Annotated in this window: 13 protein-coding genes; all 13 read left to right on the top strand. The window is 63.2% G+C overall.

All coding sequences use genetic code 11. From position 1 onward, the window contains the following. The first annotated feature begins 62 nt into the window (after positions 1 to 62). The 13 genes from EST26_RS00220 (at position 63) to pheT (ending at position 12968) form a co-directional block, all read left to right on the top strand. Entirely contained in the window at positions 63 to 1280 is a 1218-nt protein-coding gene (locus EST26_RS00220; protein WP_291064423.1) for an IscS subfamily cysteine desulfurase, read from the top strand. Positions 1281 to 1292: 12 nt separating this feature from the next. Next, on the top strand, positions 1293 to 1679 hold the full coding sequence (iscU, locus tag EST26_RS00215) for a Fe-S cluster assembly scaffold IscU (protein ID WP_291064422.1): 387 nt from the start codon (positions 1293 to 1295) through the stop codon (positions 1677 to 1679). A gap of 29 nt (positions 1680 to 1708) precedes the next feature. Beyond that, positions 1709 to 2032, top strand: coding sequence for an iron-sulfur cluster assembly protein IscA (gene iscA / locus EST26_RS00210; protein WP_291064421.1), 324 nt, complete (start codon positions 1709 to 1711; stop codon positions 2030 to 2032). Positions 2033 to 2070: 38 nt separating this feature from the next. Beyond that, on the top strand, positions 2071 to 2589 hold the full coding sequence (hscB, locus tag EST26_RS00205; RefSeq protein ID WP_291064816.1) for a Fe-S protein assembly co-chaperone HscB: 519 nt from the start codon (positions 2071 to 2073) through the stop codon (positions 2587 to 2589). A 77-nt stretch (positions 2590 to 2666) separates the two neighbouring features. Beyond that, entirely contained in the window at positions 2667 to 4592 is a 1926-nt protein-coding gene (gene hscA / locus EST26_RS00200) for a Fe-S protein assembly chaperone HscA (protein ID WP_291064420.1), read from the top strand. Between the two features lie 82 nt (positions 4593 to 4674). After that, positions 4675 to 5013, top strand: coding sequence for an ISC system 2Fe-2S type ferredoxin (fdx, locus tag EST26_RS00195; protein ID WP_291064419.1), 339 nt, complete (start codon positions 4675 to 4677; stop codon positions 5011 to 5013). Then, entirely contained in the window at positions 5013 to 5720 is a 708-nt protein-coding gene (gene dnaQ / locus EST26_RS00190) for a DNA polymerase III subunit epsilon (RefSeq protein WP_291064418.1), read from the top strand. The genes fdx and dnaQ overlap by 1 nt, the downstream gene beginning before the upstream one ends. 203 nt (positions 5721 to 5923) lie before the next feature. After that, positions 5924 to 7831 carry a threonine--tRNA ligase gene (gene thrS, locus EST26_RS00185; protein WP_291064417.1) on the top strand — a complete coding sequence of 636 codons (1908 nt, stop codon included), beginning with the start codon at positions 5924 to 5926 and terminating at the stop codon, positions 7829 to 7831. A 107-nt stretch (positions 7832 to 7938) separates the two neighbouring features. Continuing rightward, on the top strand, positions 7939 to 8541 hold the full coding sequence (gene infC, locus EST26_RS00180; protein WP_291064814.1) for a translation initiation factor IF-3: 603 nt from the start codon (positions 7939 to 7941) through the stop codon (positions 8539 to 8541). Between the two features lie 189 nt (positions 8542 to 8730). Next, positions 8731 to 8934 (top strand): 50S ribosomal protein L35, encoded by a 204-nt coding sequence (gene rpmI, locus EST26_RS00175; RefSeq protein WP_291064812.1) that lies wholly within the window; start codon positions 8731 to 8733, stop codon positions 8932 to 8934. Between the two features lie 24 nt (positions 8935 to 8958). Then, positions 8959 to 9318, top strand: coding sequence for a 50S ribosomal protein L20 (gene rplT, locus EST26_RS00170; RefSeq protein WP_291064416.1), 360 nt, complete (start codon positions 8959 to 8961; stop codon positions 9316 to 9318). 119 nt (positions 9319 to 9437) lie between these two features. Then, positions 9438 to 10490 carry a phenylalanine--tRNA ligase subunit alpha gene (pheS, locus tag EST26_RS00165; RefSeq protein ID WP_291064415.1) on the top strand — a complete coding sequence of 351 codons (1053 nt, stop codon included), beginning with the start codon at positions 9438 to 9440 and terminating at the stop codon, positions 10488 to 10490. Between the two features lie 57 nt (positions 10491 to 10547). Beyond that, positions 10548 to 12968, top strand: coding sequence for a phenylalanine--tRNA ligase subunit beta (pheT, locus tag EST26_RS00160; RefSeq protein WP_291064414.1), 2421 nt, complete (start codon positions 10548 to 10550; stop codon positions 12966 to 12968). The last annotated feature ends 8 nt before the right edge of the window (positions 12969 to 12976 follow it).

The raw sequence follows: 12976 nt of genomic DNA, 5'->3' as shown, positions 1-12976 counted from the left end.
TTCGCGCCAGACGTTTGCGCAAACCACGCCACACATCGAATTCAGCCAGCCCTCAGCCAGCCATGACCACACCGCATTTTCCGATTTACATGGACTACAGCGCCACCAATCCCTGCGATCCGCGGGTGGTCGAGGCCATGATTCCCTGGTTGCACGAGCACTTCGGCAACCCGGCCTCGCGCAGCCACGCCTGGGGCTGGGAGGCTGAAAAGGCGGTCGAGACCGCGCGCGAACAGGTCGCCGCCTTGATCGGCGCCGACCCGCGCGAAATCGTCTGGACCAGCGGTGCAACCGAGTCGAACAACCTGGCGCTCAAGGGCGCAGCGCACTTCTACCAGTCCAAAGGCAAGCACCTGATCACGGTCAAGACCGAGCACAAGGCGGTGCTCGACACCTGCCGCGAGCTGGAACGCCAGGGTTTTGAGCTGACGTATCTTGATGTGCAGTCCGACGGCTTGCTCGACCTCGACGTATTCAAGGCGGCGCTTCGGCCCGACACGATTGTGGCCAGCGTGATGTTCGTCAACAATGAAATCGGCGTGATTCAGGACATTGCCGCCATTGGCGCGATCTGCCGTGCCCGCGGCGTCATCTTTCACGTTGACGCCGCGCAAGCCACCGGCCGGGTCGATATCGACCTGAAAAATCTGCCGGTCGACCTGATGAGCCTGACCGGACACAAGACCTACGGCCCCAAGGGGATTGGCGCGCTCTATGTGCGGCGCAAGCCGCGCGTGCGCCTGGAGGCGCAAATGCACGGCGGCGGCCATGAACGCGGCATGCGCTCGGGCACGCTGCCCACGCACCAGTGCGTAGGCATGGGAGTGGCGTACGCCATCGCCAAGGACGAGATGCACGGCGAGAACCTGCGCATCCAGGCCTTGCACAAGCGCCTGCTCGACGGCCTCAAAGACATCGACGAGGTGTTCATCAACGGCCATCCGACGCAGCGCGTGCCGCACAACATCAACATGAGTTTCAACTACGTCGAGGGTGAGTCGCTCATCATGGGCATCAAGGGGCTGGCCGTCTCCAGCGGTTCGGCCTGCACATCGGCCAGCCTGGAGCCCAGCTATGTGCTGCGCGCGCTGGGCCGCAGCGACGAACTCGCCCACAGCAGCCTGCGCATGACGATAGGCCGCTGGAGCACCGAACAGGAGATCGATTACGCGATCGCCACCATCAAGGAAAACGTTGCCCGGCTGCGCGAACTCTCACCCCTGTGGGACATGTTCAAAGACGGCATCGATCTGTCCACCATCCAGTGGGCAGCACATTGAAGGAGAGAAATCATGGCATATTCAGACAAGGTCGTTGACCACTACGAAAACCCGCGCAACGTTGGCTCGTTTGACCAAGGCGACGAGACGGTTGGCACCGGCATGGTCGGTGCGCCCGCCTGCGGCGACGTGATGAAGCTGCAGATCAGGGTCAACCCGAGTACCGGCGTGATCGAGGACGCGCGCTTCAAGACCTACGGCTGCGGCTCGGCCATTGCGTCGAGCTCGCTGGTGACCGAATGGGTCAAGGGCAAGACGCTGGAGCAGGCATCTGCGCTGAAAAACAGCGAAATCGCCGCCGAACTGGCCTTGCCACCGGTGAAAATTCACTGCTCCATCCTGGCCGAAGACGCCATCAAGGCGGCGGTGGACGACTACCGCAAAAAGCACTCGCACTGACGCCACCGCTCACCGCTGAAGATCTACCCATGGCCATCTCCATTTCTGAAGCCGCTGCGCGGCACGTCACCCGTTACCTCGGCAAGCGCGGCAAGGGCGTGGGCGTGCGTTTGGGTGTGAAAACCACCGGTTGCTCCGGCCTGGCCTACAAGCTCGAGTACGCGGACGAAATTGCGCCGGAAGACGTGGTGTTTGAGGACAACGGCGTCAAGGTGCTGGTAGACCCGAAAAGCCTGCCCTACATAGACGGCACCCAGCTCGACTTTGTGCGCGAGGGTCTGAACGAGGGCTTTCGTTTCAACAACCCCAACGAACGCGACCGCTGCGGCTGTGGCGAGAGCTTTCGGATTTGACGTCCATGCCCCCGACGGCGGGCATCGGGCCCGAATCAATCCCGCTGCACGCCAGCGACTTCGAAATTTTTGCCTTGCCCGCGCGCTTTGCGTTCGAGCGCGACGCACTCGATCAGCGCTGGCGCGACTTGCAGCGCAGCGCGCACCCAGACCGCTTTGCCAGCGCCGACGCCGCCACCCAGCGGCTGGCGATGCAGTGGTCGGTGCGCATCAACGAAGCCTACCAGCGCCTCAAAGACCCGCAAAAGCGCGCCGCCTACCTGTGCGAGCAGCACGGCGTGCCGGTGCAGGCCGAGCAAAACACTGCCATGCCAGCGGCGTTTTTGCAGCAGCAGATGGAGTGGCGCGAAGCGCTGGATGAAGCGCGCAGCGCGACCGAACTCGAACACCTGGCCGCAGCGGTGGCACAGGCGCGCACCGAGCTGCTGGGCCAGATGCAACGCAGCGCTGACGAACTGGCCGATTTTGACGCGCTGGCGCAGCAGGTCAGGGCGCTGATGTTTGTCGAACGCTTTGCGCGTGCGGTCGAACAGCGCAGCGAGCCTGTGCAAGATTGAAACGCCGGGCCGCCGTGCCGCTGTTGCGTCATGCCGCTGCCGACCGATTTCCCCCTCTTTCTTCCCCCTTTGACCACATGGCTTTGCTGCAAATCTCCGAACCCGGTCAGTCGCTCGACCCGCACCAGCGCCGACTGGCGGTGGGCATAGACCTGGGCACCACGAATTCGCTGGTGGCCGCGCTGCGCCATGGCGTGCCCGAATGCCTGCCCGACGCTCAGGGTCGGGTGCTGCTGCCCAGCGTGGTGCGCTACCTGGACCCCAGTCTGGGTGGGCCCGGACGCGAGATCGGCTTTGCGGCGCTGGCCGCGCAACTGCAAGACCCCGCCAACACCATCAGCTCAGTCAAACGCTTGATGGGGCGCACGCGCGCGCAGGTGGCCAGGGTTGAGAAGCTGCCCTACCGCGTGCTGGACTTGCAAGACGCCAGCATGTCAGCGCAGCCCGCAGCCGGCATGGCGGTGGTGCAAACCGTGGCCGGGTGCAAGACCCCGATCGAAGTCAGCGCCGAGATTTTGGCCGCGCTGCGCCAGCGGGCCGAAGACAGCCTGGGCGACGATTTGTTTGGCGCTGTCATTACAGTGCCGGCTTACTTTGACGATGCGCAGCGCCAAGCCACCAAAGACGCCGCCGAATTGGCCGGACTCAAGGTGTTGCGGCTGATCAACGAGCCCACCGCTGCCGCCATTGCCTACGGGCTGGACAACGGGGTCGAGGGCATTTTTGCTGTCTACGACTTGGGCGGCGGCACCTTTGACGCCTCCATTTTGCGCCTGACGCGCGGCGTGTTCGAGGTCATGGCCACCGGAGGAGACTCGGCCCTGGGCGGCGACGACTACGATGCGGCGCTGGCGGCCTGGGTGCTGGCGCAGCAGGGCTTGAGCGCCGCTTTGACGCCAACGGCACGCGCGGCCTTGCAGGCCGAGGCGCGCCGCTGCAAAGAGGCGCTCTCCAGCGTCGATCAAGCCGACGGCTCGGTGTTGTTTGGCGTCGATCTCGATGGCCACTCGGTGCAGCAGCGCGTCACGCCGGCGCAGTTCGAAGCCTGCACAGCCGCGCTGACCGAGCGCACCATGGTCTCGGTGCGCAAAGTGCTGCGCGACGCTGTACTGGGCAAGGCCCAGATGCAGGGCGTGGTGCTGGTGGGTGGTGCGACCCGCATGCCGCAGATTCGTCGCACGGTGTGTGAATTTTTTGGCCAAGCGGCGCTGACCAACCTGAATCCGGACGAGGTGGTGGCGCTGGGGGCGGCGATTCAGGCCGACGCGCTGGCCGGCAATAGCCGTCGCGCCGACAGCGGTGACGAGCTGCTGCTGCTCGACGTGATACCGCTGTCGCTCGGCATCGAGATCATGGGCGGTCTGGTCGAGCGCATCGTGCCGCGCAACAGCACCATTCCGACCGCGCTGGCGCAAGACTTCACCACCTACCAAGACGGCCAGACCGCGCTCACCCTGCACGTGCTGCAGGGTGAGCGCGATCTGGTGGCCGACTGCCGCAGCCTGGCGCGTTTTGTGTTGCGCGGCATCCCCCCCATGGCCGCCGGTGCGGCGCGCATCCGCGTGACCTTCACCATCGATGCCGACGGACTGCTGTCGGTCAGCGCCAAGGAACAAGGCAGCGGCGTGCAGGCCAGCATCGAAGTCAAGCCGTCCTATGGCTTGTCGGACGAACAGATTGCCGCTATGCTCAAAGACAGCTTCGTCACCGCCGAGCAAGATATGCAAGCGCGTGCGCTGATCGAGGCCCGCGTCGACGCCGATCGCATGATCGCGGCCACGCGCAGCGCGCTGGCGGCAGACGCCGACCTGCTCGATCCCGGCGAAGGCGAGCAAATCGGCCACCTGATCGACGCCTTGACCCAGCGGCAAAGCAGCAGCGATGCAGCCGCGATCGAGGCCGCCACCGAGTCGCTGGCCAAGGGCACCGAGGCCTTTGCCGCCATGCGCATGAACCGCAGCATCCGGCAGGCGCTGGCCGGCAAGAAGCTTGAACAAATTTAGCGTCAACCAAGCACGAACCCACCAGACTGTCGCCCTTGCACCCAAGCCGGCGCAGCCGCACGCCGACCCAAAGACCGACCACATGCCCACAATCAAAATCCTGCCGCACGCCGAATACTGTCCGCAGGGCGCTGTCGTCACGGCGCCAGCGGGCACCTCGATCTGCGAAGCCCTGCTGGACAACCACATTCTGATCGAGCACGCCTGCGACATGAGCTGCGCCTGCACCACCTGCCACGTGATCGTGCGCGAGGGCTTGAGCAGCCTCAACGAGCCGGACGAAAACGAAGAGGACATGCTGGACCGCGCCTGGGGGCTGGAGCCGAACTCGCGCCTGTCGTGCCAGGCGATCCTGGCGCAAGCCGACCTGACGGTCGAAATCCCCAAATACTCGATCAACCACGCCAAAGAGCAACACTGATGCGTCAGATCGTTCTCGACACCGAAACCACCGGCTTGTCGGCTGAAAATGGCGACCGCATCATTGAAATCGGTTGCGTCGAGCTGCTGCAGCGCAAGCTGACCGGCAACAACTTGCACTTCTACCTCAACCCCGAGCGCGACAGCCACGAAGACGCGCTCAAGGTACACGGCATCAGCAACGAATTTCTGCGCGACAAACCCAAGTTCGCTCAGATCGTCGATGCGCTGCTCGATTACGTGCAGGGCGCCGAGCTGATCATTCACAACGCGCCGTTCGACATCGGTTTTCTGAACCAGGAACTCGCCCGGCTGCAGCGCCCACCGATCAGCCGCGTGATCGGGTCGGTGATCGACAGCCTGGTGTTGGCCAAGGAAATGTTTCCCGGCAAACGCAACGGGCTCGACGCCCTGTGTGAGCGACTCGGGGTGGACAACTCGGGCCGCAGCTTGCACGGCGCCTTGCTCGACGCTGAATTGCTGGCCGAGGTCTACATCAACCTCACGCGCGGCCAGGAGGCCCTGCTGATCGACCTCGATGTCGCAGCCGATCCGGCCACCGGACTGGCGCAGATCGATTTGCGCACGTTCGAATTGCCGCTGTTGTGCGCCAACGAACAAGAGCTGCAGGCGCACGAAAGCGTGTTGCAGGAGATCGACCGGGCCAGCAAGGGCAAGACCGTCTGGCGCGCCCGGCAGACCGCCTGAGGCACGCTGCCGGTGGGCTGCTTTTTGTGGGAAAATGCCGGGTTAACCATACGGCAAGAGCGAGAAAGTCAGTTGGCTGCTGGTGCACGAACGCCGGGATTTGGCACTGAAGTCAAACAAACCCGGCCTGTTTGCACCCGACCAAATCGCCTCAGCCCTCTTGTGTCAGCGCGGCCCCGGCCGCGTTTTTTGTTTTTTTACCCATGATTCAGATTACGCTTCCTGACGGTTCCCAGCGCGCATTTCCTGGCCCGGTCACGGTGGCCGAGGTGGCGGCATCCATTGGCCCCGGTCTGGCCAAGGCGGCACTGGGCGGAAAAATTGGCAATCGGCTGGTGGACACCCGTTTTCAGATCGACGCCGACGCCGAACTGGCCATCGTCACCGCCAAGGACGCCGACGGCCTGGAGCTGATTCGGCATTCGACCGCTCATTTGCTCGCTCATGCGGTCAAGCAGTTGTTCCCGCAAGCACAGGTCACCATCGGCCCGGTGATAGAAAACGGCTTTTTCTACGACTTTTCCTGCCCGCGCCCGTTCACCCCCGAAGACCTGGTGGCGATCGAAACGCGCATGAGCGAACTGGCCGCCAAGGACGAGCCGGTGCTGCGCCGCGTGCTGCCGCGCGACGAGGCGCTGGCGCTCTTCAAAGCGCAGGGCGAGCACTACAAAGCCGAGCTGATTGCCAGCATTCCGAGCCACGAGGACGTTTCGCTCTACCGTGAAGGCGATTTTGAAGACCTGTGCCGCGGCCCGCACGTGCCCAGCACCGGCAAACTCAAGCACTTCAAGCTCATGAAAGTCGCTGGCGCCTACTGGCGCGGCGACCACCGCAACGAGATGCTGCAACGCATCTACGGCACCGCCTGGGCCAGCAAGGAAGACTTGCAGCAGCACCTGCGCGTGCTGGAAGAAGCCGAACGGCGCGACCACCGCAAACTCGGGCGCGAACTCGATCTGTTTCACCTCGACGAACACGCCCCTGGTCTGGTATTTTGGCACCCCAAGGGCTGGACACTGTGGCAGCAGGTCGAGCAATACATGCGCCGCGTCTACCATGACAACGGCTACCAAGAGGTCAAAGGCCCGCAAATCATAGACAAAAGCTTGTGGGAGAAAACCGGCCACTGGGACAAGTACCGCGAGCACATGTTCATTACCGAGAGCGAAAAGCGCGACTATGCCTTGAAGCCGATGAACTGTCCGGGCCACATCCTGATTTACAAACAGGGCATCAAGAGCTATCGCGACTTGCCGCTGCGCTACGGCGAATTCGGTCAGTGCCACCGCAACGAACCCAGCGGCGGTCTGCACGGCATCATGCGGGTGCGGGGCTTCACGCAAGACGACGGCCACATCTTTTGCACCGAAAGCCAGATTTTGTCCGAATGCCTGGCCTTCACCGCGCTGCTGCAAAAGGTCTACCGCGACTTTGGCTTTGTCGACGTGATCTACAAAATCGCCACCCGACCGGCGGCGCGAATCGGCTCCGACGACAGTTGGGACAAGGCGGAAGACGCGCTGATGCAAAGCCTGCGCGCGGCCGACTGCGCGTTCGAGATTGCGCCTGGCGAAGGCGCTTTCTATGGGCCAAAGATCGAATACACGCTGAAAGATGCGCTAGGTCGCCAGTGGCAGTGCGGCACGATTCAGGTCGACTTTTCCATGCCCGAGCGGCTCGGCGCCGAATACGTGGGCGAAGACGGTGCGCGCCATCGGCCGGTCATGTTGCACCGCGCCATCGTTGGCAGCCTAGAGCGCTTCATAGGCATTTTGATCGAGCAATACGCTGGCGCGCTCCCCGTTTGGCTGGCTCCGGTGCAGGTGGCGCTGCTCAACATCACCGACGCACAGGCCGGCTACTGTGGTGAAATTGCCAAAGCAATGCAAGATCAAGGGCTTAGGGTTGTCACCGATCTGCGCAACGAGAAAATTACGTTTAAAATACGAGAGCATGCATTGCAAAAGCTGCCTTACATTTTGGTCGTGGGTGACAAAGAGAAGGCCGCTGCTGCGGTTGCCGTGCGGGCGCGAGGCAATAAAGACCTCGGTGTCATGCCGCTGGAAGACTTTTCCAGGCTGATCGCGGCAGACGTTTCATCCAAAGTTTGACTTCAAACACCCGGTTGACTCCCAGCGGCAAAGGTGCATTTTTCACCTGCCCTTGGGTCGCTGCCGCTGGTGCGCCCGTTTGAACTGTCCACGTCAAGGAACTCGCCATAGCTACCAATTTTCGTGACCGCCGCCAACGCGAAGAGCGCGCGCACCGACTCAACCGTGAAATCATGGCCCCCGAGGTCCGACTCTACGGGCCCGAAAACGAGGCACTGGGTGTCGTCAATGTGAACGAAGCCCTGCGCATGGCGGGCGAACTCGACGTCGACTTGGTCGAAATCGCCGCCACCGCGATTCCGCCGGTGTGTCGTTTGATGGACTACGGCAAATTCAAGTACCAGGAGCAGAAAAAAGCCGCCGAAGCCAAGGCCAAGCAAACCGTCATCGAGATCAAGGAAGTCAAATTCCGACCGGGTACCGATGACGGGGACTACAACATCAAGCTGCGCAACATCCGGCGCTTTCTCGAAGAGGGCGACAAGTGCAAGATCACGCTGCGTTTTCGCGGCCGCGAGATCACGCACCAGGATCTCGGCCTGGCGTTGCTGAACCGCCTGCGTGACGACCTGGCCGACAGCATCGTCGTCGAGCAGTTTCCCAAGCTCGAAGGGCGTCAAATGATCATGATGATTGCGCCCGGACGCAAGAAATCCGGTGCGGCAAGCGCAGCCAAGGTCACGGCAGACAGCGTGTCCACGGCGGCCTGAAGGCGGCTCTGTCTATGCAAGCGATTGGGGTTCGCAGATTCGTCTGCTGCGAGCCTCTGGCCCAGGGTGAGAGCCCGGGGTCGAAATGAAGAGCCGAAAGGCTTTTCGCCACAAGTGGCTCGGGGCCTGCGGCAAGTGCGCGAATAGGTTCGCGCCGCCTCACGAGCACAAATGAAAAGGAGCATGAGAATGCCAAAAATGAAGACCAAGAGCAGCGCGAAGAAGCGTTTTCGCGTTCGTCCCGGTGGCACCGTCAAGCGCGGTCAAGCCTTCAAGCGTCACATCCTGACCAAGAAGACCACCAAGAACAAGCGCCAATTGCGCGGAGCGGTGTCGGTGCATGAGACCAATATGGGTCACATGGCACAGATGCTGCCCGGCATGGGTATTTGATCAACGACGAACCAGGAGCAACACATGCCTCGCGTCAAACGTGGTGTAACGGCACGCGCCCGTCACAAAAAAGTTCTCGCCCTTGCCAAGGGTTTCCGTGGTCGCCGCGGCAACGTCTTCCGGATCGCCAAACAGGCGGTAATGAAGGCCGGGCAATACGCCTACCGGGATCGTCGCACCAAAAAGCGCGTGTTCCGCCAACTCTGGATCGCGCGCATCAACGCCGGTGCACGCGCCTGTGGCCTGAGCTACAGCCAGTTCGCCAACGGCCTGAAAAAAGCACAGATCGAGATCGACCGCAAGGTGCTGGCCGATCTGGCGGTGAATGACCCGGCCGCCTTTGGCAGCATCGTCGAACAGGTCAAAGCCCGGCTGGCCGCTTGATCCATGACGGGGGGTAGCACCTCCAGTCGCTCAAAGGGGTTGAAGCTTGAGGGGTTTTCCTCGCGGCTCTCAACCCCTTTTTTGTTTCGCAACGCACAAGCACGCACACAAACACGCACATGAACGAGTTGGATGCACTGGTACAGAGCGCCCGCAGCGGCTTCGCGCAAGCCATCACCCCGGCTGAACTCGAGAACGCCAAGGCCCAGTATCTGGGCAAGGCCGGCAGCATCACCGAACTGATGAAGGGTCTGGCGGCACTTTCGGTGCCAGAAAAGAAAAGCCGTGGCGCGGCGATCAACCTGGCCAAACAGGCGATCGAAGCGGCTCTCAACGAGCGGCGCCGCGCGCTGGCCCAGGCCGAGTTGCAAGCCCAGCTCAAGGCCGAGGCGCTGGACCTGAGCTTGCCGGGGCGACAGCGTGGCAGCGGTGGCTTGCACCCGGTGAGTCTGACGCTCGAGCGCATCGAGGCGATTTTCGGCTCAATGGGTTTCGAGCTTGCCGAAGGCCCAGAGATCGAATCCGACTGGTTCAATTTCACCGCGCTCAACACGCCCGCCGACCACCCGGCGCGCTCGATGCACGACACCTTCTACGTCGAAGGCGGCAGCGAACAAGCGCCTTACCTGTTGCGCACCCACACCAGCCCGATGCAGCTTCGCTACGCGCTCGCGCACGTCAAGCGGCACCGGGCGGCCATCGATGCCGGCGCCGGCATGCCCGAGATTCGCGTCATCGCGCCGGGTCGCACCTACCGCGTCGACAGCGACGCCACCCATTCGCCCATGTTTCATCAGTGCGAAGGCCTGTGGATCGGGGAAAACGTCAGCTTCAAAGACCTGAAATACGTTTTCACCGATTTTTGTCGTCTTTTCTTCGAATCCGACGATCTGGCGCTGCGTTTTCGTCCCAGCTTTTTCCCCTTCACCGAGCCCAGCGCCGAAGTCGACATCCAGTTTCAGAGCGGGCCGCTGGCCGGGCGCTGGCTGGAAGTGGCAGGTTCCGGCCAGGTGCATCCGAACGTGGTGCGCAACATGGGGCTGGACCCCGAGCGCTACATCGGCTTTGCCTTTGGCATGGGGCCGGATCGACTGACCATGCTGCGCTACGGTGTCAACGACCTGCGCCTGTTTTTTGACGGTGACATCCGCTTTTTGGCGCAGTTCAACTGACACACCCAGAAAACGACGGCGGCGCTGCGGCGTGTCGAGATTTGTTGAGACCACAAGATGCAATTTCCTGAATCCTGGTTGCGCACTTTTTGCAACCCGCCGCTGAGCACTCAGCAACTGGCAGATACGCTGACCATGGCCGGCCTCGAAGTCGAGGCGCTGACGCCGGTTGCGCCGCCTTTTTCCGGCGTGCTGGTGGGCCGCATTCTGTCGCTGCTGCCACATCCCAACGCCGACCGATTGCGCGTCTGTCAAGTCGACGTCGGCGCCGCGCAGCCTTTGTCCATCGTGTGTGGCGCGCCCAATGCGCGCGCCGGAATTTTGGTGCCTTGCGCCACCGTCGGGGCGCAACTGCCACCGCTGGCCGGCGGACCTGCGCTGCAGATCGGGCTGGGCCAGTTGCGCGGGGTGCAAAGCCAGGGCATGTTGTGTTCGGCCAAAGAGCTCGGCTTGTCCGACGAGAACGGCGGCCTGCTCGAACTGGCGCCAGACGCACCGCCCGGGCGCGACCTGCGCGCGCAACTGGCACTCGACGACCAGTTGTTCACCCTCAAGCTGACCACCAACCTGGCGCATTGTCTGAGCGTCTACGGCATTGCGCGCGAGCTTGCCGCACTCACCGGTGCGCCGCTGCAAGAACCTGAATTCAGCCCCGCAGCGGTCAGCCTGTCCGAATGCTTGCCGGTGCGCGTGGACGCGCCCGACCTGTGCGGACGCTTCAGCGGCCGCATTGTGCGCGGCGTCAATACCCGCGTGCAGACCCCGGCCTGGATGGTCGAGCGGCTGGCGCGCTGCGGCCAACGCAGCGTCTCGCCGCTGGTCGACATCTCCAATTACGTGATGTTCGAGCTCGGTCGGCCGTCGCACATTTTCGACCTCGACAAGATCAGCGGCGGCTTGCAGGTGCGCTGGGGCCGCAGCGGCGAGACGCTCACGCTGCTCAACGGCAACACCATCGCGCTGGACGAACAAGTGGGCGTGATCGCCGATGAACGGGCGGTCGAGTCGCTGGCCGGCATCATGGGTGGCGCGGCCTGCGCGGTCAGCGAGGAAACGCGCCACATCTTCATCGAAGCGGCGTTCTGGTGGCCCCAGGCCATTGCCGGACGCTCGCGCCGCTACCACTTCTCCACCGACGCCGGCCATCGTTTCGAGCGCGGCGTCGATCCCTCGACCACGCGGCAACACGTCGAGCGCATCACCCAACTGGTGTTGCAGATATGTGGCGGACAGGCGGCCACGCTGGACGACCAAATCATCCGCTTACCGCTGGCGCAGCCGGTCACGCTGCGCGTGGCGCGGGCGGCCAAGGTGCTCGGCATACCATTGACGCAGCCGCAGTGCGCAGCCGCCTTGCAACGCCTGGGTTTAGAGCCCTGCGAAAGCGAGGGCAGCCTGACGGTCACACCGCCGCCGTATCGCTTTGACCTGCATCTGGAGGAAGATCTGATCGAGGAGGTGGCGCGCGTGATCGGCTATCAAAATCTGCCGCACACGCCGCCGCACGCGCCGATTTGCGCGCGTATCGACAGCGAGACGCGCCGCAGCCCGTTTGCCGTGCGGCGCGCATTGGCCCAGTTGGGTTATCAGGAAACCATCAACTTCAGCTTCGTGCAAGAGCGCTGGGAGCACGAACTCGCGGGCAACCCAAACCCGATTCGCTTGCTCAACCCGATCTCCAGCCAGTTGAGCGTGCTGCGCTCGTCCTTGCTGGGCAGCCTGCTGGCGGTGCTCAAGTTCAACCTGGACCACCGGGCCGAGCGCGTGCGCCTGTTTGAAGTCGGGCGGGTGTTTCGCAAAGACCAGACCGTAGCCGACAGCGAGCGCACGCTCGCCGGTGTCGATCAGCCCATGCGCGTGGCCGGCCTGTGCCAAGGTGGCACGAACGCGTTGCAGTGGGGCTTGCCGACCCGTCCGGTGGATTTTTACGACGTCAAAGGCGACGTGCAGGCCTTGCTGGCGCCACGGGCGGCCGAATTCCGCGCCGCCGAGCACCCGGCCATGCACCCCGGTCGCTGCGCCAGCGTCTGGCTGGATCAGCGCTGCATCGGCCATGTCGGCGAACTGCACCCCCGGTGGCGCCAGAGCTACGAGCTGGCGCAGGCGCCGGTGCTGTTCGAGCTGGCGCTCGATGCGGTGCAGGAGCGCACCATCGCGCAGCACCAAACGATCAGCCGCCACCAGAGCGCAGCGCGTGATCTGGCGTTGGTGGTCAAGGAATCGGTCGATTTTGCGGCCGTGCAAGCCGCCATCGGTGCCGCCTGCAACCCCTGGCTGCGCGACCTGGTATTGTTTGACGTGTATCGACCCAAAGCAGGTAGCGCTGGCGAAGCCTTGGCCAGTGACGAAAAAAGCCTGGCGGTGCGGCTGCTGCTGCGGCGTGACGACGCTACACTGACCGAGGAGGAGATCGACGCTGCCGTCAAGGCCGTGCTCGAATCACTGGTCAAGCGCGTGCAGGCGCGTCTGCGCGCCTGACGACAACA

It is taken from the genome of Hydrogenophaga sp. (assembly GCF_014773545.1).
In the GTDB taxonomy this organism is placed as follows: Bacteria; Pseudomonadota; Gammaproteobacteria; order Burkholderiales; family Burkholderiaceae_C; genus Hydrogenophaga.
The sequence above is the reverse complement of the archived record's forward strand: the minus strand, read 5'-3'. Positions and strand labels throughout refer to the sequence as shown.

What these genes read in the sequence shown, in the direction of transcription:
- EST26_RS00220 (WP_291064423.1), top strand. Translation starts at nt 63, where the DNA reads ATGACCACACCGCATTTTCCGATTTACATGGACTACAGCGCCACCAAT.
- iscU (WP_291064422.1), top strand. Translation starts at nt 1,293, where the DNA reads ATGGCATATTCAGACAAGGTCGTTGACCACTACGAAAACCCGCGCAAC.
- iscA (WP_291064421.1), top strand. Translation starts at nt 1,709, where the DNA reads ATGGCCATCTCCATTTCTGAAGCCGCTGCGCGGCACGTCACCCGTTAC.
- hscA (WP_291064420.1), top strand. Translation starts at nt 2,667, where the DNA reads ATGGCTTTGCTGCAAATCTCCGAACCCGGTCAGTCGCTCGACCCGCAC.
- fdx (WP_291064419.1), top strand. Translation starts at nt 4,675, where the DNA reads ATGCCCACAATCAAAATCCTGCCGCACGCCGAATACTGTCCGCAGGGC.
- dnaQ (WP_291064418.1), top strand. Translation starts at nt 5,013, where the DNA reads ATGCGTCAGATCGTTCTCGACACCGAAACCACCGGCTTGTCGGCTGAA.
- thrS (WP_291064417.1), top strand. Translation starts at nt 5,924, where the DNA reads ATGATTCAGATTACGCTTCCTGACGGTTCCCAGCGCGCATTTCCTGGC.
- rpmI (WP_291064812.1), top strand. Translation starts at nt 8,731, where the DNA reads ATGCCAAAAATGAAGACCAAGAGCAGCGCGAAGAAGCGTTTTCGCGTT.
- rplT (WP_291064416.1), top strand. Translation starts at nt 8,959, where the DNA reads ATGCCTCGCGTCAAACGTGGTGTAACGGCACGCGCCCGTCACAAAAAA.
- pheS (WP_291064415.1), top strand. Translation starts at nt 9,438, where the DNA reads ATGAACGAGTTGGATGCACTGGTACAGAGCGCCCGCAGCGGCTTCGCG.
- pheT (WP_291064414.1), top strand. Translation starts at nt 10,548, where the DNA reads ATGCAATTTCCTGAATCCTGGTTGCGCACTTTTTGCAACCCGCCGCTG.